Origin of the sequence: Flagellimonas myxillae, assembly GCF_023502235.1 — a bacterium.
Taxonomy (GTDB): Bacteria; Bacteroidota; Bacteroidia; order Flavobacteriales; family Flavobacteriaceae; genus Flagellimonas; species Flagellimonas myxillae.
Genome location: NZ_JAMFLY010000005.1, coordinates 186,850 through 211,851 on the forward strand (window position 1 = coordinate 186,850; position 25,002 = coordinate 211,851).

Sequence of the window (25,002 nt, forward strand, 5' to 3'; positions counted from 1 at the left end):
TTTTGGTTTCTTGTTCTATGCTAATACGTCTTTGATAACATGTCCATGCACGTCGGTCAGTCTCATATCCCTGCCTCCAAATCGGAAGGTCAGGCGTTCGTGGTCTATGCCCATAAGGTGCATAATGGTCGCATGCAGGTCATGTACGGTCACCTCATTTTCAATAACCCGATATCCATATTCATCGGTTTTACCAAAAATGGTTCCTCCTTTGATTCCCGCGCCAGCCATCCACATGCTAAAAGCCGATGGGTTATGGTCCCTGCCATCCAATCCTTGGGCGAAAGGAGTTCGACCAAACTCCCCGGTCCAAACCACCAAGGTTTCCTCAAGCATGCCCCTTGACTTCAAATCTTTGAGCAGCCCCGCAATGGGTTGGTCCACCGCATGGGCATTTTTCTCATGGCCGTCTTTTAAGTTTCCATGCTGATCCCATCGGTCTGCACTTACTTTGGGGCAGGTCAATTCGATAAATCTAACCCCGCGCTCCACCAATCTACGTGCCAGCAAACATTGTGCGGCATATCCTCTAGTGTGGGGGTCATCGGAATCAAAACCGTACAATTTCTTGGTTGCCTCGGTCTCTTCCTTAAATTCTGTCAATTCTGGGATGGAGGATTGCATTTTATAGGCCAGCTCATAATTGGATATGGCCGATTCAATGGCATCTGCCTCCCCTACGGCCTCCAATTGTTTTTCATCCAATTGTTTGATAAAATCCAACTTTTGTTCCTGAAGGTTTGGAATCTTCTCTTTGGGAATGATGTTCGCTACCGGCTGTGGTCCTGCTCTCAATATTGAAGCTTGATAAGATGCAGGTAAAAATCCATTCTTGAAATTATCAAGGCCTCCAGGCGGAATCAATCCACCATCCAAGACCACATATCCAGGAATGTTCTTGTTTTCACTTCCTAATCCATAGGTCATCCAAGATCCCATGCTGGGTCTTCCTTGTAGTCCACTTCCTGTATGTAAAAAGTAATTGGCATTGGTGTGTTCTGGAAATTGGGATGTCATTGACCGAATCAGGGCAATATCATCCACACAGGTAGCAATATGTGGAAAGAGGTCACTAACCGGCATGCCACACTCCCCATATTGTTTAAAATCCCAAGGACTCTTTAAGATCTTGCCCACATTATCGAACTGGGTAGCATCCACCTTAAATTTCTTCCTGGGGTCCTGACCATTCTCCTTGGCCAATCTGGGTTTGGGGTCAAAAGAATCAACTTGTGAAACTCCGCCATCCATATATAGAAAAATGACATTCTTGGCCTTGGGCAGGTAGTGTGGGCCTAATTGTACGTTCGAGGTAGGTGCCAAAATACCTCCTTTGGAACGACTACAGGAAAAAGTAGAAACCCCAAATAGACTCATAAAGGCAAGAGATCCAAATCCGCCCTTGCAAACGGTCAGCATTTCACGACGTGAAAGCGGTCTCCTCATAAAATTGTGATACTTGCTCATTATATCAGGTATATAAATTCTTTTAGATTAAAGATGCTATGGCAATATTCCTTCCAGATTTCCAAATCTTTGTTTTCGGTGCTTTCATCCAAATTTTTCATCGCTTTAATTTGGGTCATGAATTGTGAAGCGTTGGCAATTTCCTTTTCGGTAGGTTTTCTGGAAAACATACGCATATAGATCCATTCGACCTTTTGATCAAACGACAGGTTCTTTTCTACCAACAGTTTTTGCGCCATGATCTCTGACTGTTGGATCACGAATGGGTCATTCATCAGAATTAGCGACTGGGCTGGAACATTGGTCACATCCCGTCTTCCAAAGGTTGTAAACGGAATGGGGCGGTCAAAAGTCGTCATCATGGGCTCCAAAAAGTTTCGTCGTACTTCTTGGTAGATACTTCTTCGGCCTGCACCATCAAGTGGCCCGGACTTTTCGGGTTTTCCCCTACCCCCCATAAATTCCGTGAGATAAGTCGGTATCGGTGGTCCGTACAAGGTGACGTCCAAACTCAAGGAAGCGGCCAATATTCCATCACGAATCGCTTCTGATTCCAAGCGTTTGATCGGGAAAGATGCCAAGTAGATATTGTTCGGGTCTTTCTCTGACGGTTCAAGTTCGTTGACTGTACTCCTTTTGAAGGTTTCCGAAGTGACGATATATCGGATCATTTTTTTGATGGACCAATTATCTTCTTGAAACTTGATGGCCAAATGGTCTAACAGTTGAGGGTGGGATGGTAATTTACCCTGGAGTCCAAAGTTGTCCACGGTTTCCACAATCCCCCTGCCAAATAGATGATGCCAGATACGATTTACCATCACCCGGGCCGTAAGCGGGTTATCGTCATGAAGCATGGCCTCCGCCAATTCCAATCGGCCGCTGCCATTGGATTCAAAAGGTATATCTCCTTGGGGAAGAGCCGATAAAAATCTTCTGGGGACGTTTTCTTCTGAAGGTTCTTGGTACCTGCCTCGATTGAAAACGGGGCTGTCGGTCGCGGAACCATCCGAGGTACCATAAATAAAAGATTCGGTTTTCAGGTTTTCCGCTAGTTTCCTTGTACTGTCGATTGCGGTGATCAACTCTGGAAAACGAAGATTTAAGCTCCCATTTTTGATACTGGCATTCAACGCTTTGACCTTATCCATGGAAAATGCCTCGGATGCATTCCTAGACTTGGTTTCCACCTTGGTTGGCCATTCTGAGTTATAGGAAATGGCATATTGGGCCTCCACATAGGCGTTGGGCGGTAAATTGAAATTATGCTGGTCATAGCCGCCCGGCAATATTTCAATGTACGCTTTGTGCCCTATCCAAGGCTTAACGTTGAAGGTATAGTTTTTCCAGTTTGCACTACCAACCCCTTGGGTTAGTCCTCCATAAATAGGCCATTGAATCAATTGAAAATTATCCACGATGACCCTAATGGTACTTTGCTCTCCCCTAGCCCGAACACCGATAAAATCCGCATCCAAAACAAAATCTGGAGATCGCAATGTTCCAACTACGCCCAATCCAAAAATCTTGCTGGAGGCCTTCCCCTCCTCGAACTGTGACAATTTGCCTGAGGACGAATTAATTACCGGGATGCCCAAGGTAGTCCCCTCTCCAAAAGCAAGACCAGTGGTTACCCAACCATCAAAATCCGCATTCCTAAAATCCCCAATTTTCTTGAAATCCTGTGCTACTTGAGCATCTGGACTGGAAGCGGTTCCTTGGGTTGGTTTTGCGGTAAGCTTTTCGGCGACTGTTTGCTTTACATAGTTATGTATATCCAAGATTTCTTTTGTCGAAACTTCCTTGGAGATGGACTGATCGGCATCCAAAGTGGTAAAACGGGTACTCTCCATAACACCGTATAGCGCATAATAATCCGCAGCGGTAATGGGGTCAAATTTATGATCATGGCACTTGGCACAAGACACCGTCAAACCTTGGAAGGTCTTTGTGGTAACATCGATCATGTTGTCAATGCGATTGGCCTCATCCTGTTTAATATCCACTGGACTGTGGGTTCCCTCCCCCATTGCGTAAAAGGCCGTAGCTATCGGTGACTCCAACAATCCTGTCTTGTCGTCGTAACGTTTTTCGTTCAAAATATCCCCCGCCAGATGCTCCTTAAGAAGCTGATCATAGGTAAGATCGTTGTTAAAAGCCCTAATTAAATAATCCCTGTATTTCCATGCTCCGGTGATTGGATAATCAAACTCATGACCCTTGGTTTCGGCATATCGCACCAAATCCATCCAATGTCGCGCCCATCGTTCACCCAAAGCAGGGGAATTTAAATAATGGTCCACCATTTTTTCATAAGCATCGTCGGAAGTGTTCGCAACGAAATCCTCCACTTCAGTTGGGGTCGGCGGCAGTCCCGTTAATAAATAGGCCACCCTTCGTATTAAGGTATTTTTATTGGCTATCGGTGCCTTTTCCAAGCCTTTTTGTTCCAATTGAAGGTCTACAAACTGATCCAAATCCGCTTCGGCAAGATCTTCTTCAACTTCTGGTTTGATAAAGGACCAATGGGGCTTCCATTCGGCCCCTTGTTTGATCCATTTTTCCAGAAGGTCTTTTTCTCTTTGGGTAAGGATACTATTGGTTTCTGGGGGAGGCATTATTTTATCCTCGTGCTCATGGTTTATCCGAAACATCAATTCGCTTTGGCCTGGTTTTCCAGGGACCACGGCAAAGCCGCCATCCTTCAAGGCTGCAGTCGCCCCTTCGTACGTATCCAGTCTCAACTCCGCTTTACGACTACTTGGATCTGGACCGTGGCACAAATAGCAGTTCTGTACTAAAATTGGCCGGATATGAAAATTGAAATCCACCGTTTTGGGCAGCGGCTCGTAGGATGTCTCGGAATTGCCACAAGAGAAAAGCATGGCTAAAAACAAGCACAGCGCCACAAAACTTCCCGAGTTGCTGATGACCTTCCTAAGATTGAACATAATAGTCAAGTTATAAAATTCTTTTGATCGAAAAATTTGGTATTTCATTGCTAAGGCTCACGTGTGCTATCTATTCAAAAATTATACAGATCCCCGAAATATGATTTTTGGTTCGATGACCTTTTTCTCTATGATCAAGGTGTTCTTTTTTATCTGCTCCAACAACAGCTCAAAAGAACCGGAAACCATTGAAGGAATCGATTGTTGTACCGTCGTTAGCTCAGGTTCGCAAGCCACACCCATGGGATCGTTGTCAAAACCTATGACCGCCACATCCTCTGGAACACGAAATCCTGCTTTCTTCAAATATTTGATTACCCCTATTCCAATTTCGTCCCTTACCGCCAAAATTCCGTCCGGTTGCTCTTCAAGTCCCATTAACTTTTCAGCATGGGCAAACCCATCTTTCATGAAAAATCCACCTTCTACCACCATTGAATCATGGAAAGGAAGATTGTTATCTTCCAGCGCTTGCTTATATCCGGCTAAACGATCACTAAAAATTTGATGTCTGTAATGTGTGGATATATAGGCAATCCGTTTTTTACCCGATTTGATCATGGCGGTTACGGCATCATAGGCTCCCTGAAAATTATTGACCAAAACTTGTGAAGCATTGGCCTCCTCAGGTGAACGGTCAAAAAATACATAGGGAATGCTTTCGTCCCTGAGCACGTCAAAATGACTTTCGTGAACCGTATCCTTGGTTACCGAAGCTACGACGCCTGCCACCCTATACCCTATAAGGGAGTCGATGATATCTTTTTCCACTCCAGGCTTTTCACCAGTCTGGAAAATCATGACGGAGTATCCTTCCTCCTTGGCGACTTCCATAAAATCCGAAACAAACTTGGCAAAGAAATACGGTCTCAAATCTGGAACCACTACCGCCAACACATTGCTCCGTTTGTTTCGAAAGTCCTGTGCCAATCGATTGGGCTTATAACCCAACTCACTGGCCGTCTTTTTTATAAGCTCTCTGGTCTCCGGTTTAACAGAACCCGTGTCACGCAATGCTCGCGAAACCGTAACATGGTGAATACCGAGTTCACGTGCAACATCTTTTATGGTGATGGATTCCTTCATTTTATTTTCTTCGTGTGTAAATATAAAATGCTCACGTGAGCTTTCCAAAACATTTAGCTTAATTTTTACTCGGTTCATCCTATTAATTTCCTATTCCTTAGGCTATTTACACCTCATATGAATAATAGGAATTCATCAAACTTCCATCTTCATACAAATCCAAAATGGCATATCCAGGAGGTGTTTGACTTACCCAGGATTTATGGGCCGAATCCGCATTTCCATCTTCCCACCAAAATCCGCTAACAGCTCCATTGCAATAATATTTTACGTTGTTGTAAACGGTCTTTTCCAACAAATGGATATGCCCACTGACACAATGGATCGGCTTGTCCTTATGTTCATAAAACAACTTAGTGAGCTCTTTACAATCCGTATGGTTGCCCCCCTGCTCGGGCCCGACGGATAATATTGGGTAATGGGTCATAATCAATACCGGGGCCTTTTCCGGTAATGCCGCCAGTTCCCCTTTAAACCAGTCCATTTGCTCTTGATCCAAAGAACCTGCATTTTTATTATTGCTATCCAACACAAAGAATGTCCAGCCATTTTTGGTAAAGCTGAAATACCGGTTGGGCATTCCCAATTGTTTGACAGCAAATTCCTTACCATACATCCCATCCGATTTATCGGGAGCCGCCCACCACATATTGTGATTGCCCAAACAACTGTAAACTTCGTACTCGGAAAAAAGCTCTCTTGACTTGTGCCAGATATCCCACTGCACTTTAACCCTTTCACGCGTGATATGATCATAATCGGCCGCATAAATGGTGTCTCCCCCGTTAAGGAAAAAATCCACTTCCATCTTGGTAATGGACTCAATACACTGCTTAAACCTAGAGGGTGCATTGTGCTCTGGTCTTATATGAACATCTGTAATATGGGCGATGCGCAATACTCTTTTTACAGATTTAGTATTGGTCTCCGTAGCTGCCCTTAGTTTGTTTGTCCCCAAAACGGTGGCGCCAACTCCAAGGCCTAGGGATTTGAGCAAATTTCTTCTTTTCATATTTAGCCAATTAGAAAAGGCCGAGTAAATCGGCCTTTGTAACTAAACTAACTCAATTAATTAAATATTAATTGCTGACCTAAAAAGTTTACCTTTCACACATAGGGGTCAGACTACAATGAAAACTCATACGAATTACGGGAAAAGTCACTTATCAGAATTATAAAAAATCCACCGATTATTGTACTTTTTTTGCAAATTCGGGTATTGTTAGGGGAAAAACTTGTTATTTAGTAACATTTTCCAAGCAGATTTGCTATGAAACTTCAGTTTGTAGATAGAAGCAGTTTAAAGGATAATTCGTTCTCTGTAAAGCACAACCACTATCCTTATTTTCTCCGGTTATGGCATTACCATCCGGAACTGGAATTGGTCTATATCTCCAAAAGTGAAGGAACCAGATTTATCGGGGACAGTATTGAGCGTTTTCGGGGAGATGAAGTTTTTCTTTTAGGGGCAAATCTTCCACATATGTGGCTCAACGACGAACGCTATTTTGGTGAAACATCCGATTTGTTCGCAGAGGCATATTCCATCCATTTCCGCCAAGATTTTTTAGGTGGGGAGTTTTTTAACGCACCCGAACTTAAGCAAATCAATGACCTAGTGCTTTTATCACAGCAAGGTATCAAGTTTGACGACCTGGATATTGCCATAAAACAAGATATTATGGACCTTGTAGATAAACGACCCTTCGAGAAACTTATCAGTTTATTTGCCATCCTACACGCCCTGTCAAAACATCCAAAGAAAACCCTATTGGCCAGCAAGGGTTATTTAAATACGTTCAAAGGACAGCAAGGCCATGGTATGGATAAAACCTATGAATTCATATTCAAAAATTTCAACAAATCCATCACCCTAAATGAAGTAGCAGAGGTGGCAAGCATGAACCCATCGGCATTCAGCAGGTTCTTTAAAAAGGTAAACCGGAAAACTTTTAAGGAATACCTTAATGAACTCAGGGTTGGTTATGCCTGTAAATTAATTTCCGAAGACAGACACAATATTACCCGGATATGCTTCGAATCCGGTTATAACAACATCTCCAATTTCAATAGACAATTTAAAAGGATAACCGGAAAGTCACCTTCTCAATACAGAAAACAATATTTGCAAGCCTAAAAAGGTTTCTTCGGCAAAAAAAATACCATACATAGCGATAAAATGAAAAGTTGGGCCAATTAGCAAAGGTATCTTTGGCTCTATAACTTTTGCTATGTCAAAAACCAAAATAACCAACATTTTAGTTAAAGATGTTCGCTTTCCCACAAGTAGGAATTTGGATGGTTCCGACGCCATGAACCCAGATCCGGATTATTCAGCTGCCTACGTAATTTTGGAAACAGATCATGAGGAAGGCTTTCAAGGACATGGTTTAACATTTACTATTGGGAGAGGGAACGAACTTTGTGTGGCGGCCATTAACTCCCTCTCCCATCTTATAGTAGGAAAATCACTAGATAGCTTCACACGTGATATGGCCCAATTTTGGCGAATGATCACTGGTGACAGTCAACTACGGTGGCTAGGTCCGGAAAAAGGAGTGATACACTTGGCCACAGGCGCAATCGTCAATGCCGTTTGGGACCTATATGCCAAAGTGGAAGGCAAACCCCTGTGGAAATTATTGGCCGATATGTCACCCGAAGAACTTGTTGCCTGTGTTGACTTTACCTATATCACCGATGCGATTACGCCCGAGGAAGCCTTGGAAATTCTGCAAAAAAAGGAATCTGGCAAACAACAGCGCATCGACCATTTATTGGCGAAAGGTTATCCAGCTTATACCACATCAGCAGGTTGGCTGGGGTATTCCGATGAAAAAATGAGACGGCTGTGCCGCGAAGCCAAACAAGAAGGGTTCAAGCACATGAAAATGAAAGTGGGTTCCGACCTTAATGACGATGTTAGAAGAGCGGGAATCATTCGCGAGGAAATTGGGGATGACCTCAAATTAATGATGGATGCCAACCAGAAATGGGACGTGGATGAGGCCATTTCCAATATGGAAGCGTTGGCAAAGTTCAAACCTTGGTGGATAGAGGAACCAACTAGTCCAGATGATGTTCTTGGACATGCCCGAATTGCGGAAGCCGTGGCACCCATTAAGGTGGCAACTGGGGAACATTGCCAAAACAGGGTGATATTTAAACAATTGATGCAGGCGAACGCCATTGGTATATGTCAAATAGATAGCTGTAGAATTGGCGGCGTGAATGAAATCTTGGGCGTTCTGCTCATGGCGGCCAAATTTGGTGTTCCCGTATGTCCGCATGCAGGAGGTGTTGGACTTTGCGAATATGTGCAGCATTTGTCCATGATCGATTATATTGCCATTAGTGGATCTATGGAAAACCGGCTTATTGAATATGTAGACCATCTTCATGAGCATTTTTTGGATCCCGTGGTTATCAAGGATGGTTGCTACATGCCACCAAAACTACCTGGATACAGTATTGAAATGAAGGAACAGTCGTTAAACGACCATGAATTTCCTACAGGTGCTGTTTGGTTGGCCGAAGAAGTAAGTTTATAAAAGCATTTTACAATACATGACATCTGTATTTGATCTAAGTAATAAAATTGCCCTTGTTACAGGAGGGGGCAGCGGCATTGGCAAGGCCATTTCCTCCAAACTGGCAGCCCATGGCGCTGAAGTCCATATCTTGGATTTCAACGTGGAAGGGGCCCAGCAAACAGTGAATGAAATTGTGGCCGAAAAGGGAAAAGCCCACTATCACCAATGTGATGTTTCCAATCAACAGGGGATTAAGGACATTGTGGATGGGATCGGCGCTGAAAATGCGATTGATATTCTGATCAACAATGCTGGTATCGCCCATATTGGAAATATCGAAAATACCTCCGAGGGAGATATGGACAAGTTGTTCGAGGTAAATATTAAGGGCGTCTATAACTGTATGTTGGCCTGTATCGGCAAAATGAAGGAAAAGCAATCCGGGGTCATTATCAATATGGCTTCGATTGGCTCGCATATCGGCTTAACTGACCGATTTGCCTATTCCATGACCAAGGGAGCCGTCCTTACCATGACCTATTCCGTTGCTCAGGACTATATCGAGGATGGAATTCGGTGCAATAGCATTTCCCCAGCAAGAATTCATACCCCTTTCGTGGATGGATTTATTTCCAAAAACTACCCGGGAAAGGAAAAGGAAATTTTTGACAAGCTATCCAAGACCCAACCCATCGGCAGGATGGGCAAACCTGAGGAAGTGGCAAATCTTGCGCTTTACCTTTGTTCGGACGAAGCTTCCTTTATCACCGGTACAGATTTCCCGATTGATGGGGGCTTTATAAAATTAAAAGGTTAGTAACCTTCTACTATCAACATAAACACAAAACATGAAATTAATACGATTTGGAGCTGAAGGTCAGGAAAAACCAGGTGTAGAGCTCGATAATGGCACCCGTTTGGATATAAGCGGTTTTGGAAAGGACTTTGATGAAGCTTTTTTCGGAAATAAAGGTATTTCCGAATTGCAAAAATGGTTGGAGTCAAACCAAGAAAATTGCCCCGTTGTTGGTGGTGAAGTTCGTTTGGGCGCTCCCTTGGTCCGTCCATCCAAAATAATCTGCGTTGGACTCAACTATGCCAAGCATGCTGCCGAAAGTGGCATGGACATCCCTGAAGAACCCCTTTTGTTCTTTAAGGCAACGTCTTCCATTGTAGGTCCCAACGATGATGTTATTATACCTAAAAACAGTCAGAAAACAGACTGGGAGGTAGAATTGGGAGTCGTGATCGGGAAAAAAGCTTCCTATGTGGATGAGGCCTCAGCCATGAACCATGTGGCTGGGTATGTATTACACAACGATTACAGCGAGCGGGAATTTCAATTGGAAAGAGGTGGACAATGGGTCAAGGGAAAGAGCTGTGATAGTTTTGCGCCTCTGGGACCGTTTGTGGCCACCAAGGATGAAATAGAAGACCCGCACAACTTGAATCTTTGGCTCAAATTGAACGGAAAGACCCTTCAGGACAGTAATACATCTGATTTTGTCTTTGATGTGCCCACATTGATAAGCTATATCAGTTCCTTTATGACCTTGTTGCCCGGGGATATTATATCAACAGGTACTCCTGCGGGTGTTGGTCTAGGGCTTAAACCACCACAATACCTACAACCTGGTGATGTGGTGGAATTGGGCATTGATGGGCTGGGAAGTTCCCGTCAAGTGGCCAAAGCCTATGAATAAACCAATATTTGGACCAATAGGGCAAATCAACATATGCGAAACCAAAAAGAAATAGTATTCAATCCAAAATACCCATCAATTGATGCGCTTAGGGAAAAAGCCCGCAAGCGCATTCCGCGTTTTGCATTTGAGTATTTGGATGGTGGGTGCAACGAGGAAGTTAATATCCGCAAAAACACCAAGGAAATCCGGGATGTAGAATTGGTTCCCCATTATTTGGAACCCTATTCCAATGCCAACCTGAAAACTGAACTTTTTGGGCATACGTATTCCGCGCCTTTCGGGGTTGCGCCTGTAGGACTTCAGGGACTCATGTGGCCCAACTCGGCTGAGATATTGGCCAAGTCTGCAGTGGAACACAATATCCCATTTGTTTTAAGCACCGTAAGTACCAGCAGTATTGAACGGATAAGCGAAATAACGGAAGGAAGGGCTTGGTACCAACTGTATCATCCAGCTGACAAAACCGTTAGGGACGATATGATCAATCGGGCCCAAAACGCAGGATGTCCGGTTATGGTGTTGCTTTGCGATACCCCAACCTTTGGTTTCAGGCCCAAGGAAATCAAAAATGGACTATCCATGCCCCCAAGAATGACCATTGGCAATATGATGCAAATTTTGGGCAAACCGCAATGGGCGTTGTCCACCTTGCGACATGGACAACCCAATTTTGAAACCCTAAAGCCATATATGCCAGGAAGCTTAAATCTAAAGCAATTGGGACAGTTTATGGATCAAATGTTCAGCAAACGCATGGATCTGGAGAAAATTAAACCCATCCGTGATATGTGGAAGGGGAAGTTGGTCCTTAAGGGTGTGGCCTGTGAGCACGATGCAGCATTGGCCATCCAATTGGGCTTGGATGGGATTATCGTTTCCAACCACGGAGGTCGGCAATTGGATGCCGGGGAATCCACCATTAAACCTTTGACCCGTATCGCCAAAAAATACGGAGACCAAATCACCGTGATGATGGATAGTGGGTTACGATCTGGGCCGGATGTGGCCCGATGTGTGGCTAGCGGAGCACAATTCACCTTTATGGGGCGATCCTTTATGTATGGGGCTGCTGCCTTGGGTACTTCTGGTGGAGATCATACCATCTCCTTGCTTAAAACACAACTAAAACAAGTAATGGAGCAATTGGGCTGCACAAAAACCCAAGACCTCCAGGATTATCTGTCCAACAACCGTCAATTCGCATAAAAATGAATCCTGATCTTAACCCAAACCCATAGTAACTACCAACGAATGAGAAAAGTACTTCTTTCAACACTTGCAATCATTGCCCTTTTTTCTTGCCAAAATAAGGAGGAGCAGCTCATGGCTACCCAATCCACAATTGCGTTGGATGACGATGATACCAACGATTCCATCGTTCTTAAGGCTGCCCATGTGGTTCCCACAGAAAACCAATACCAGGCCCTAAAAAATGAATTTATCGCCTTTATCCATTTTGGCCCCAACACCTTTACCAAAAAGGAGTGGGGAAATGGTTTTGAAGACCCCGAGGTTTTCAATCTTCATGAATTGGACACGGACCAATGGTGCAAGTCCATGAAGGCGGCCCAAATGAAAATGGTGATCCTTACGGTAAAGCACCACGACGGTTTTGTATTGTGGCAAAGTAGGTACACCAAACATGGAATTATGTCTACTCCTTACCAAAATGGGAAAGGGGATGTTCTAAAGGAACTTGCCGAATCCTGCAAAAAATATGGGCTCAAACTCGGAGTTTATCTTTCCCCAGCGGACCTTTTTCAAATTGAAAGTCCGGAAGGTCTTTACGGGAATCTCAGCGAATATTCAGATCGGGTAATCCCCAGACCTGTTGCGGGACGACCCTTTGCCAATCCAAAGACCTTCACCTTTAAAGTAGACGATTACAACGAGTATTTTCTGAACCAACTTTTTGAACTCTTAACCGAATATGGCCCTATTCACGAAGTGTGGTTTGATGGGGCCCACCCGAAACGCAAGGGAGGGCAAAAGTATAACTATCTGGCTTGGAAAGAGTTGATTTCGACCCTTGCTCCCGAAGCAGTAGTCTTTGGCAAACAGGATGTTCGATGGTGTGGGAACGAATCCGGAGGGACTAGGGATACCGAATGGAACGTCGTCCCCTATTCCACCGATCCCTCTCTGATGAACCGTTTTCCGGATATAACCGCTGAAGATATCGGTAGCAGGGAAAAACTGTACAAGGCCGAATACCTCCATTATCAGCAAGCGGAGACCAATACCTCCATTCGCGAAGGTTGGTTTTATAGGGATGAGGATACCCAGAAAGTGCGGAGTGCCGATGACGTATTTGATATCTACGAAAGATCTGTGGGTGGTAATTCCACCTTTTTGCTGAACATACCTCCCAATCTAAAAGGGAAGTTCTCCCCTGAAGATGTAGCGGTTTTGGAGGAAGTTGGGAAGCGCATTGCGGAAACCTATACCCAGGATTTGTTCGAGGGCGCCAAGGGGCCAAAAAATGTACTGGATGATGATGACTCAAGTTATGCGTTGATGAACAGCAAGGACAATTCCTTGACAATACAAACACCCCAACCAATTACCATAAATCGAATAGCGATACAAGAAGCAATTAATACCCATGGCGAACGTATCGAAAGCCATAAGATTGAAGCTAAAATTGATGGCCAATGGACAGAAATTGCCAAGGCCTCCAATATTGGTTATAAAAGAATTCTTCGGTTTCCTGAGGTAACTTCGAGCGAATTTAGAATTACCGCTTTGGAAACCAGGGCCCAACCTGCCTTGAGCAAGGTTAGCGCACATTTTTATCGGATCAGGCCACCTCAACTTCAAATTTCGAGAACTTTGGAAGGGATGCTGCAAATTATGCCCAAACAGCATGATTTTAACTGGAAACCCCACGGGGAAAACACCTTGGAAAACCTGAATTCCAAGGTTGAAATTCGGTTCACTACGGATGGTAGTGTCCCAACCAAAGACTCAAAATTGTTTACAGAACCTGTCCCTGCCACCTCGGTGGAGGTAAAAGCGGTTGCCATGGACAAAGAGGTTTTGGGAAGCATGGCCAGTAAAAGATTTGGGATTTTAAAAGCCGAATGGAAGCCGATTGGCTCCGATAGCGAAGCACAGGATCATGGTATGGCCTTGGCCATGGATGAAAATCCGGACACATACTGGCAATCCAACTCCAAATCGGGGAAAAAGCACTATTTGGAAATTGATCTTGGCAGTTCCAAGACCTTAACTGGATTTGCCTATACGCCCCAAAAAGAGCATGCGGAAGGGATGATCGAGAAGGGATCCATCAGCATTAGCGATAATGGAAAGGATTGGAAAAAAGTAATGGATTTTGAATTTGGAAACTTAATCAATGACCCAAAAACGAGACAACATGCTTTCACCTCGCCCATAAGTACAAAATTCATTAGAATTGAATCCAACGTAATTGCTGGCGGCCATACGTCCGCAGCTATCGCCGAATTGGATTTTTTTGAATGAGGCGAAGCATTCTTATTCGAAAGGCTAAGCCACGGAATTTAGTAAATAACCAACCAATTATATGGGTAAGGGAAGGAGTCAAAACTTCGTCCCTTACTTTTTTTGCACAAATTTTCCCAAGAAACATAGCTCGACATAGGCCAAATATTCTTTTTCCTTTAGATATTGCGCCGACTTTTCAACCTTCATAGCAGTACGGTAATGAGAGCCATCCTATATTTGATAATAGCCACTACCTTTTTAGGCCTGAACTTTCATCTGGCCCGGGTTATCCTAAAGGAGGTAAGTTTTATCGAGGCTGGGTTTTGGCGGTTTTTGTTTGGTGCCGGTACCTTGGCCTTGATCGGAATCAGAAATCTTCCTTCCCCAAAGTCCGTTTACCAGAACCTTAGGGGCGTGAGTCTTCCTGGGTTTATTGGGTTGTTCGGCTTTAATATTTTCTTCTTTTTGGGCCTGAAGTATAGCACGGCCATCAATGCGGCTTTGATCGTTAGCCTTAATCCCGCCCTAACCTTGGTTATATCGCGACTAATTCTAAAAACCAAAATCGAAAAAATCCAGCTACTTGGAATTACGGTTGCTTTTTTGGGCGCCATTTATCTGATCGTAAAAGGGAATATTACCGATTTGGCCCATATTGAATTTAACATAGGGGATATTCTAATTTTTATTGCCAACATTTTCTTTGCGTTGCACCATGTTTGGGTTAAAAAGTTTGCAGGGAACTTCACCAGCATCAATTTTACCTTTTTAACGGGCCTTTGTTGCCTTGTCGGTTTTACCTTTATGCTGCCCGCAACGGGCATGTCCAACTTAGTTGACCACAGTACGGGGTTTTGGATGGCAGTTATAGGAATTGGGTGCTTCGGAACTGCATTGGCCTATTTTCTTTGGCAAAAAGGAGTGCATATTGTTGGGCCCGATAAGGCCGGCATTTATATGAATGTGGTTCCCTTGTCTGCGGCTGTGCTCACCTTTTTCTTCAATGAAAACCTATATTTATATCATTTGATAGGAGGTCTTCTCATTATCACAGGATTATTTATTTCTAGGAATAGAAACCGATAATTTTCGCTTTGGAATTTTACCGTTCCGTTGGCGTCGCTATTTCTGGAAAGGACTCATTTATTGGGGCCGTGATTTTTACAGGATGAAGTCCCATGATTTCTTCCAAAAACCTATCCGTTTCGGCTTGAACCGCATCCAAATCCTTCGATGTTACATAGCTGGTCATAACATGATCGTCGACCGAGGGGAATGCTACTTCGCGTTTTAGTTCTGGGCTTGTTCCCAACTCCTCGAACATTTTTTGCATCGCCGGAACCGATACCACATTATCCTGAATGCTATCATTCTTATAGAAATAACCCAAAAATACCGGTTGGGTAACCTTGCCAAAGGTTTCGGGTACCATGGTATTGTCCACTAAGGCCTGTAAATGCGTTAATGCTTCGAGCCTATATTTGGTGGTCCAGAACTTTTGTTTTTCCTCCTCGGCCTCAAATTCATGATAATTGCTTTTTTTAACGATTCTGGCCAATTGTAATCCCCAAGGGCCCGCCAATAATTTGGCATTTTGATCAAAGATTTCAATATTAGGGGAGTACAACATTAGGGCTGCGATATCGTCATCTCCACCTGCCAAATGTAGCGCTAGGGTACCTCCAGTGGAAGTCGCCATTACCAATACCTTATCTCCTAAGGTTTTGGCCACCGAAATTGCCTCCTTGCCGGATTTGACCACCTGATCCGCTGTAAGGTCCAACATGGCCTCATCCTCTTCCAACCCATGCCCGGCCATGCGAGGCAGGTAAAGATTGCATCCGAAGCGTTTTGCAGTTTGTATATGAATGGGGGAACCCTCCATTCTACTGGCAGACCAACCGTGCAGATAAACAATGCTGTATTCCGTTTTCGTCGGGATGCTATCTGCCCAGATTATAACCGCCTCGTTATCGGGTTTTATGTTGGGAACAGAAGCTTCTTTGTCCTGTATCCATTGTTCCAATGCCACCAAATCCGAGGGGACATCAGGTAAAGTGGTATCCATATCAGGTTTTTGAACTTTCGGCCCTAGAAAATACGCTAGGACAAGAAGAATCAATACAAACAACAAGCCTTTTAAAAGTCTACCGATAATTTTCATTCGAATATGGTTTTGGAATACGCAATTGGGGACACGCAATATCTTTTTTTGGAGTAGGATAAATATACTATTTTAGTTACTTGTACTTTTCACTTCCATGTCAAAAATCAAAGTCCTTCTAAAAAACCTTGGCCCAGGGTTGCTATTTGCGAGCATGGCCATAGGAACCTCGCACTTGGTGTTATCCACAAAGGCGGGTGCTCAATATGGTTGGATCATGGTAATCCCCATTGTATTGGCCAATATTCTGAAGTATCCCTTTTTTGAGTTCGGTATCCGCTACACCTCGGTAACCGATCAGAGTCTCATCCAAGGTTATTTGAATATGGGCAGAAAATACCTATGGATTTACGCCCTAGTCACCGTTGTGTCTACTTTTACCATTTTGGCAGCGCTGTACATTGTTACCGCAGGATTACTAATGAACCTATTCAATATTTCGGGCGTAGGCGAAGGTTTTGTGGCCCTTTGCTTGTTCGTATTTATTGGTACCATCCTAATCATTGGGAAATATAAATTTTTGGAGAATTCGCTCAAAGCAGTTATCTCCATCTTGTTTGTGGCCTTACTCACAACTACAATTTTGGTCATACAAAAAGGGACCGTTCCCGGCTCGGAAACCTATACCCGGCCAGAAATCTTTAATGAAGTTGGCGTTCTGTTTTTAATAGGTCTTGTGGGTTGGATGCCCACCGCAGTGGAAGCATCGGGTTGGGTAAGCTTGTGGAGTATGGAAAACCAGAAGAGCATGAAGGACAAACCCAGTCTAAAGGAAGCGCTGCAGGAGTTTAATGTGGGATACATAATGACTGCGCTTTTGGCCATTTTCTTTTTGGTTATCGGCTGGATGACCTTGTACGGTACTGGTACCGAACTTAGTGGAAAAGCTGCGGTATTTGCGGACCAAGTGGTCAACTTATTTACCACACATATTGGAAATTGGGCCTATATCTTAATTGCGATAGCGGCCTTTGCTACCATGTTCAGTACCTGCATGACCGCGCATGACGCCGTTTCGCGGGTAAGTCTTGATGTGCTTCAGAAACTATTTCCCCAAAAAACGGTGTTCAGCAGTAAAAATGCCTTCGCTGTCACTGTGGTGTTGATGGCTGTTATAAATTGGATCGTTATTACCGGTTTTGGTGGAAATATGGCCAATTTGGTGGCTCTTGCGACATTTGTGTCCTTTGTTATGGCCCCCTTGGTGGGTTGGATGAACCTGAAGACTGTTATGGGCAAGGACATTCCCCAAATGCACCGGCCCAAAAGGGGACTGCGCTTCCTGACCTACATGGGTATGATCTTTTTATCCGTGTTCGCCCTTTACTACTGTTGGATGCTGATCCGTTGATCAATTAAACAGTACATTATCGTTCAACACTACAATAAGCGACCGTTGATTCTGTTTGTGCAGTACTTCCAAACAGAAGACCCCATTAGTACAATTGTTAAGAATCTTGTCTTCCCCATATCCAATAGAGTATAGAATTGCGGAATTGGGGACTCCTTTTTGGGTTAGATATCGTTTAATGGCATCGGATCGGCCCTGCGTCAACCTAAAATTGGTACTATTCCCGCCCCTACTATCAGTGTAAGTTTCAATTCGAAGCTGTACAAAAGGGAAATCCTTGACAAAGTCCACTACCTTATCCAGCTCGGCCGTAATTTCTTCCTTAAGTTGGGTTTGTCCCCTATCAAAGTGGAAATCTTTAAGCTTTACAACGGTCTGCTCTTCCTTTTCTTCCACCAAATCGTCGTAAGCGGAAATTGGGATATCATGATTGCTTCCTTCCATGGCCTCCAATTCTTCCTCACCATATTGCTGTCTAAACACAGAAAATCGGTCTTTACCAGATTCCAAAACCAGTTCCTTTTCCCACGGAATCTCTAACCGATAGGTACCGTCATCGTTCGAATAGGTTTCGGCCAAAAGGTTGCCTTCCGCATCCAATAATCGGATTACTGCTTTTTCCACAAATTCTGAGGGATCGTTCTTTTTGGTCACTTTTCCTTTAAATGTCAAAGTTCTGAGTCCCGGTTTTTGGTCCACTTTGAATCCATATAGGTCATCATTTCCCTTTCCGCCGGGTCTATTGGATGAGAAATATCCCAGTAAACCCTCCCCGTCATTGCGCATAATAAACCCAAAATCATCCTTGGATGAATTTATTCCCGAACCAAGGTTGATGGGAATACTAAAACTACTCCCCTCTATGTTGGACTTGTAAATATCCATTCCCCCCAAACCATAAAAAACATCGGAAGAGAAGTAAAAACTGTTTTCAAAGACATAAGGTGCAATCTCATTTCCAGGGGAATTGATTCGAGGTCCCAAGTTGATAGGAGCCGACATAATCTGCCCGCGGTTTGTGTGAACGTAGTAGATATCCGTGCCCCCATAGCCCTCCTCAAAATTGGCCGAAAAGTAAAGCTTTTCACTCTTTTCATCATAGAAGGGATAATAAAATGAGGTGCTAAGATCTCTTAAGAGCAACTGAAAGGGCCCATTTTTTATTTGCATCCCAATGGCCAACGCATTCTTTCCGTTCTCATCAAAGGAAAGTTCCCCGTTTTGGGTATTGGAGAGCACATAAAATATACTTTGCAGCCTGTCTGAATAAAATGGAGTCGCTTTGTGATAGTCGGAAGTTGGAATTCCTGTAAAGGGTGTGGGAGAGGAAACTTGACCTGTTGGCTGGACGTTGCCCTCGTAGATATTCAAATACCCTTCCCCAGTGGGTACATACCTTCTTTTCTTGTCCAATGACCTTCCGCTGGAAAATAGGAGCCTACTTCCGTAAAATGCAGGGGAAAAATCTGATTGGGGGCTATTCCCGTTCAGATTGAAAATCTGAAAATCCATTTCAGCATCTGCACTATTACTGCTGAGCAATTGGTTGTTAAACTCCAAATTCTCCAAAAATTCCTTTTCAAAATTGGAGGATTTCGTGGCCAAAAAAGCATCCGTCCGTTCACTGTTAGATGTCTTGGCGAAGCTTTGCAACATTTTATTGAAATGATGGTTGCCCAAAAGGGTATCCTTCTTATACAACTCCATGTATGCTTCGGAAGCCTTTTCGAAATTATTGGTCTTATAATAGGAATCCGCTAGGTTTAAATACTGTGCTAGGGTAAGGGTTCCCTTGGCCAGGTCCGCTTCGTAAGCGGTTACCGCTTTTTGATATTCATACTGGAAGAAGTAGTCGTCCCCCGAGGAGTTTTTGCCTTGGGCATAACAGACCATTATGCCCAAAAAGAAAGCTAATATTGAGGGGAATATTTTTTTTACCTGAACCATAGCTAGAAAAATCTTGGGGAGTCTATTTGTTTGGGTTTACCTTTTAATTTTTTGTCCTTGTTCTTTGTTCTGGGGCTTCTTGTTGGACCTTCACGACCGATATAGAATTTGAGGATTGCTTCATGCGATCCCCCTGTAAATTCTCCAAGCCCGTTTGTATTGTAATCATAGGAATATCCCACGAACAGGGTATTGGAAACTTGGAAACCAGCCAAGCCGCTTACTGCATTGTCAAATCGGTACGAACCACCTACGGTCAAAGCATCAATAAATTGAAAGTTGGCCGATAGGTTCATGGTAACTGGTGCACCTTGTAGGTAATTTAATAAAAATGCTGGTTTAAACTTGGTCCTATCCGATAATTGAAAAACATATCCCCCGATAAAATGGAACTGCCAACTGTCCTCCACAATGGTTGCAATCTCCTCATTATAAAGTCCCTCGGTTAAAAAGTTGGGAACCGAAAGCCCTAGGTACCAATCTTCTTCATACATAAACAGACCAGCTCCCAGGGTTGGATAAAAATTACTGAAATTGTCCCCAAGTATGGCCGGATCCGAAGGATCTACGAAACTGCCTTCAGAATAATCCAAATTCAAGAACGATCCACCAGCAACCATTCCGAAGGATAATTTGGTGACGTCTGTAAGGTTGACTTGATAACTATAGGAAAGGTTAGCATAGGTCTGCTTGGACGGTCCCAATTCATCAAGCACCACATTGAACCCCAGACCAGATCGCTCATTGGCAAAAGGTACATTTACCCCAAAGCGCATGGTAGTTGGTGCACCCGGAATATCCACCCATTGGGCCCGATACAGACCAGAAATCTCCGGTGTCTCCACGGAACCCACGTAGCCTGCATTAAAGCTTCCTATATTATACATGTACTGGGTGTATTGAGGTTCCTTTTGCGCCAAACAGATGCCCAAAACCGATAGGTAAATCAGTAGGAACAACTTGTATTTTTTTAATCCAAGAGTATTGGGCATATTCCGTTTATCTTATTATTTGAATCCAACCTTTTACAATTTCCGTACCATCTCCCTCCAGATCTAATATATAAAAGTATGTTCCATCCGGTACATCCTTGCCATCTCTGGTTCCATTCCAAGAACTGTCGTACCCCTGCATCTCAAACACACTGTTTCCGTATCTGTCGAAAATCTGGAGATTGTTTTGGGGGTAGTCTTGATGATTGACCAAAACCAACAAATCATTTATGCCATCCCCATTATTGGGTGAAAATATGTTGCACAAGGTTCCTGGAGTTTGACAAGGACTTTGATTGACCTGAATCGATACCGAAGCTGTATTATTTGAGGCAACCCCATCGTTCGGGAAGGAACTTGTTATGGTCGCTGTATTCTGAAGGGTTCCGGAAACCAAAACGGTTACCGTGATGTCGAGCGTGGCAGATTCCTCAGGTCCCATTTCACCAATGGCCCATATTCCCGTGGTTTGATCATATCCCCCAATCGATGCATTGTGCGAAACGTATTCAAAACCGGAATCCGCATCAACCAAATCCATTACCACAATGTCCAATACCCTATCCATGGTGGTATTTTCCAGCGTAATGGTAAAGGTGACATTGCTTTGCAAGAGCGGGGTGTCATCATCGACATCCTTAGTAATTGCCAAATCAATATCTGGTGGATTACAAGCAGGGGTCAGGAAAGGATCACATCCGTCCAAGGGATCCGTAGCCCCTTCTGGAACAGCCGTGGTATTCGGATCATCCTCGACCAATACTTCCTCCCCATCGGTTAAACCATCATCATCTGTATCGGCATTATTTGGATCGGTCCCAAGGTCATCCTCTTCCCCATCGGTTAACCCATCATTGTCCGAATCCACAATACAGCTACTAACAACTATTGTTACCTGAACCGAAGTATTCACACAAGGCGCAACGGCACCTGTTGTGGTGTATTCAAACACATAGTCTCCTGATGCCAGGCCTTCAAAATCGACATTATTCCCCGAGCCAATAACCAAAGCCCCATTTGAAGGGTCGGTAATTACAGCCCAAGTGCCTTCATCTTCGCCCGTCAAGGTATCATCCAAATCGATAATGGTAGGCCCTCCGTTACCCGCAGCGTTACAGGCAATTCCATTGCTGGGGGTACCCGCAGAAGGAGTGGGGTTTATTGTGGCCACAACCTCCATTCTAACAGAATTACATCCGTTTGCAGAGGCTTCCACAAAATAGGATGTTGTCTCGGAAATCAATGGGGTTTCAAAAGTATCGCCAGTACCTAAAAAGTTTCCGCCCGCGGCGCTGTCATACCAATTTAATATGGCATCATCAGTGGTGGAGGCTATTAAGGTTAACGTACCTTCCCCGCACCTTGAATCCCCGGCTGTGCTTAAAACATCGGGTGTAGAATTCAAAAACAAGGTAACCGTTAGGGTTGGGCTCGCACAACCATTTACTTCATCATAAAAGAAACCAAAATACGATCCTGGAGCAATTACATTACTACTTCTATGGGCAATGGTTTCCAAAGGATCAGGATTCGTACTCCAAGTAAGCACACTACCTACGGGCGCTGTATCGGTAACATAATCATTTAAGTCGGCCGATACCACATCACAGAAATTGGTTGGTTCGCTGGTATCCAAGGTCGGTGCCGTATTACCTGCATCACAGGGTGTTGAACAGTCAATTACCGTTACGGTCAATGTTGCCACCTGATTGACACAAGGAGCAACTGCACCTGTAGTGGTATAAGTGAACTCATAATTTCCTTCCGGTTGCCCATTAAAATTGACGATGTTACTTGCATTGATCGTTATGGAAGCTCCTCCCGGGGCGGAAGTCAATGACCATGTTCCTGCATCGGCGCCTGTTAGTTGATCATCCAAATCCACAATGCTATTTCCATCACCAGAATCACTACAAGCTGAAATATTGGTTGTTGTTCCTGCCGACGGAGTTGTATTTTGGGTAAGCGTAATTGTAATGGAAGGACTGGTACATCCATTTAAATTGTCAAAGAAAAAGCCGTAATAGGTACCAGGACCAGGGGCAGTACTTGTAAGTAAGTACGAAGTTTGATCAGTTAAATCTGAATCTGTGCTCCATCTCAAATCCGACCCTGCAGAAGGTATGCTGGTAACATAGGCATCCAAGTCTTGTACAAAGACATCGCAAAAGGTGGTTATTACGGAACCATCTACCGCGGGCGCCGTTGTTCCTGCAGCGCAGCTATCATCATTGTTGATGGTTAGCACACCCGTATCGGTCACATCCACTGGGAAAGTTGTACTTCCCAAATTAGCCATTGAAATGTTTACCGTTTCATCTCCTTCAATTAGTGCATCTACTATGGGTACTATATCAAAATTTATAGTCTCACCTGGAGTTCCATCGAAATCAAGAGTCTGAAGAATACCTGTATAATCATTATCGGCTAAGGTAGCGGTCCCATCGGATGAAGATACTTGAACGGTGAACCCTCCATCAACGGCCAAATCCAAAGTAGCCGAAACCTGAATTGCCCCATCATCTTCATTTCCATTCACATCAGCAATGGTAACGGTCGCCGTATCATCATTATTTATGGTGCCCGTAGCTGGTGATCCTGCCACACCTATACCATTTGTGGGTGTTCCCAAGGCAACCGTAAAGGTCTCGTTCCCTTCCACTATGTCATCGTTGTTCAGAGCCACGGTAATGTCCTGGGTCTCTCCTGCGTTTCCAGTGAAATTGAGAGTGCCTCCTGTGCTATCATAATCCGTTCCCCCACCAGTGGCTGTACCATCTGTAAAGGTATATCCAACGCTAGTCCCCCCAACAACAGCATTGTTCAGGGTTACCGTAAATACCAGATTGCCCCCAGCCACATCTTCACTTTCCGCATTGTCAGTAATGGTAAGGGTTGCATTGTCGTTGTCGGTAATTGTTCCCGTTGCCGGAGACCCAGTTACGCCCACTCCATTGGTGGGTGTTCCTAGTGCCACCGTTAATGTTTCATCGCCCTCCACAATGGTATCATCGTTCAAGGCAACTATAATATCTTGAGTCTCCCCAGCATTTCCTGCAAAGTTTAAGGTACCTCCAGTGCTGTCATAATCCGTTCCACCTCCACTGGCTGTAACATCGGTAAATCCATAAGTAACACTTGTTCCACCAACAACTGCATTGTTCAGGGTGACCGTAAAAACCATGTTGCCCCCAGCTACATTTTCCGTTTCTGTTTCATTGGTAATGGTCAAATTGGCGCTATCGTCGTCCGTGATCGTTCCTGTGGCGGGTGATCCAGCGACTCCCACACCATTGGTGGGTGTTCCCAAAGTAACTGTGAAGTTCTCATTCCCCTCAACTATGGCATCATTATTTAAGGGCACTGTAATGTCCTGGGTTTCCCCGGCATTGCCTGTAAAGTTTAAGGTGCCCCCGGTACTGTCATAATCCGTACCCCCTCCGGTGGCAGTGCCATCCGTAAAGGTGTATCCAACACTTGTTCCACCAACAACTGCATTGTTCAGGGTTACCGTAAATACCAGATTGCCCCCAGCCACATTCTCATCAGCGGTTTCATTGGTGATGGATAAATTGGCGCTGTCATCGTCAGTGATGGTTCCCGTGGCAGGGCTTCCTGCAAGTCCAACACCATTTGTGGGTGTTCCCAAGGTTACCGTGAAGGTCTCGTTCCCCTCCACTATAGCATCGTTGTTCACTGCTACTATGATGTCCTGGGTCTCCCCGGTATTTCCAGTGAAATTAAGGGTTCCTCCTGCGCTGTCATAATCGGTACCTCCTCCTGTTGCCGTAACATCAGTGAAACTAAAAGCAACATCGGTTCCTGCTGCTACCGCGTTGTCAAGGGTTACCGTGAAAACCAAATTGCCGCCTGCAACATTCTCGTCCACAACCTCATTGGTAATTGTAAGGGTTGCACCATCATCGTTGTTTATGGTACCCGTTGCTGGTGAGCCAGCTAGTCCTACTCCATTAGTAGGTGTTCCCAAAGTGACTGTGAAGGTCTCGTTACCTTCCACTATGGCATCATTGTTTAGGGCAACGGTGATGTTTTGGGTCTCCCCTGCCGTTCCAGTAAAATTGAGGGTTCCCCCGGTACTGTCATAGTCCGTACCACCACCTGTGGCTGTACCATCCGTAAAGGTGTATCCCACACTGGTTCCGCCAGCAATGTTATTATCAAGTGTAACTGTAAATACAAGGTTGCCTCCAGCGACATCTTCATCCACAGCCTCATTTGTGATTGTAAGGGTTGCCGTATCGTCGCTCTCTATGGTGACGTCCGCGCTGTTCGGGGCGCCCACAGTATAGCCCGTGCCCGCGGAAAGGGTCACCGTG

At 44.4% G+C, this 25,002-nt stretch carries 16 protein-coding genes; 8 read left to right on the forward strand and 8 right to left on the reverse strand.

The features are described 5' to 3' along the window. Window positions 1-15: 15 nt before the first annotated feature. From M3P07_RS17145 to M3P07_RS17160, 4 genes are all read right to left on the reverse strand, one after another. The gene (locus tag M3P07_RS17145; protein ID WP_249971155.1) at window positions 16-1,467 is read right to left on the reverse strand and encodes a DUF1501 domain-containing protein; all 1,452 of its coding nucleotides are present in this window, start codon (window positions 1,465-1,467) and stop codon (window positions 16-18) included. Beyond that, a complete protein-coding gene (locus tag M3P07_RS17150) occupies window positions 1,467-4,418 on the reverse strand; it encodes a PSD1 and planctomycete cytochrome C domain-containing protein (RefSeq protein WP_249971156.1) in 2,952 nt (983 codons plus the stop codon). The genes M3P07_RS17145 and M3P07_RS17150 overlap by 1 nt, the downstream gene beginning before the upstream one ends. 81 nt (window positions 4,419-4,499) lie before the next feature. After that, on the reverse strand, window positions 4,500-5,582 hold the full coding sequence (locus M3P07_RS17155) for a LacI family DNA-binding transcriptional regulator (protein ID WP_249971157.1): 1,083 nt from the start codon (window positions 5,580-5,582) through the stop codon (window positions 4,500-4,502). 28 nt (window positions 5,583-5,610) lie between these two features. Continuing rightward, window positions 5,611-6,516, reverse strand: a complete 906-nt coding sequence (locus tag M3P07_RS17160; RefSeq protein ID WP_249971158.1) for a metallophosphoesterase family protein — start codon at window positions 6,514-6,516, stop codon at window positions 5,611-5,613. Between the two features lie 258 nt (window positions 6,517-6,774). Between M3P07_RS17160 and M3P07_RS17165 the strand changes: the two genes are divergently transcribed. The 7 genes from M3P07_RS17165 (at window position 6,775) to M3P07_RS17195 (ending at window position 15,297) form a co-directional block, all read left to right on the forward strand. Next, window positions 6,775-7,641 (forward strand): AraC family transcriptional regulator, encoded by an 867-nt coding sequence (locus M3P07_RS17165; RefSeq protein ID WP_249971159.1) that lies wholly within the window; start codon window positions 6,775-6,777, stop codon window positions 7,639-7,641. Between the two features lie 94 nt (window positions 7,642-7,735). Continuing rightward, complete coding sequence (locus M3P07_RS17170) at window positions 7,736-9,055, forward strand: L-fuconate dehydratase (protein WP_249971160.1); 1,320 nt, start codon at window positions 7,736-7,738, stop codon at window positions 9,053-9,055. Between the two features lie 16 nt (window positions 9,056-9,071). Continuing rightward, entirely contained in the window at window positions 9,072-9,854 is a 783-nt protein-coding gene (locus M3P07_RS17175; protein ID WP_249971161.1) for an SDR family NAD(P)-dependent oxidoreductase, read from the forward strand. A gap of 31 nt (window positions 9,855-9,885) precedes the next feature. Beyond that, entirely contained in the window at window positions 9,886-10,740 is an 855-nt protein-coding gene (locus M3P07_RS17180; protein WP_249971162.1) for a fumarylacetoacetate hydrolase family protein, read from the forward strand. 33 nt (window positions 10,741-10,773) lie between these two features. Further along, a complete protein-coding gene (locus M3P07_RS17185; protein ID WP_249971163.1) occupies window positions 10,774-11,949 on the forward strand; it encodes an alpha-hydroxy acid oxidase in 1,176 nt (391 codons plus the stop codon). Between the two features lie 45 nt (window positions 11,950-11,994). Next, window positions 11,995-14,229, forward strand: a complete 2,235-nt coding sequence (locus tag M3P07_RS17190; protein ID WP_249971164.1) for an alpha-L-fucosidase — start codon at window positions 11,995-11,997, stop codon at window positions 14,227-14,229. A gap of 201 nt (window positions 14,230-14,430) precedes the next feature. Next, on the forward strand, window positions 14,431-15,297 hold the full coding sequence (locus M3P07_RS17195) for a DMT family transporter (protein ID WP_249971165.1): 867 nt from the start codon (window positions 14,431-14,433) through the stop codon (window positions 15,295-15,297). Between the two features lie 16 nt (window positions 15,298-15,313). On the opposite strand, the gene M3P07_RS17200 is transcribed toward M3P07_RS17195, so the two are convergent. Further along, window positions 15,314-16,375 carry an alpha/beta hydrolase gene (locus tag M3P07_RS17200; RefSeq protein WP_249971166.1) on the reverse strand — a complete coding sequence of 354 codons (1,062 nt, stop codon included), beginning with the start codon at window positions 16,373-16,375 and terminating at the stop codon, window positions 15,314-15,316. 97 nt (window positions 16,376-16,472) lie between these two features. Here M3P07_RS17200 and M3P07_RS17205 point away from each other — a divergent pair, with 97 nt between their 5' ends. Beyond that, a complete protein-coding gene (locus M3P07_RS17205; protein ID WP_249971167.1) occupies window positions 16,473-17,726 on the forward strand; it encodes an NRAMP family divalent metal transporter in 1,254 nt (417 codons plus the stop codon). Here M3P07_RS17205 and M3P07_RS17210 read toward each other — a convergent pair whose 3' ends face one another. From M3P07_RS17210 to M3P07_RS17220, 3 genes are all read right to left on the reverse strand, one after another. Continuing rightward, window positions 17,727-19,673 carry an OmpA family protein gene (locus tag M3P07_RS17210; protein WP_249971168.1) on the reverse strand — a complete coding sequence of 649 codons (1,947 nt, stop codon included), beginning with the start codon at window positions 19,671-19,673 and terminating at the stop codon, window positions 17,727-17,729. Between the two features lie 2 nt (window positions 19,674-19,675). Further along, window positions 19,676-20,665, reverse strand: coding sequence for a PorP/SprF family type IX secretion system membrane protein (locus M3P07_RS17215; protein WP_249971169.1), 990 nt, complete (start codon window positions 20,663-20,665; stop codon window positions 19,676-19,678). A gap of 7 nt (window positions 20,666-20,672) precedes the next feature. Continuing rightward, the coding region (locus M3P07_RS17220; RefSeq protein ID WP_249971170.1) for a Calx-beta domain-containing protein at window positions 20,673-25,002 on the reverse strand (4,330 nt) is incomplete at its 5' end.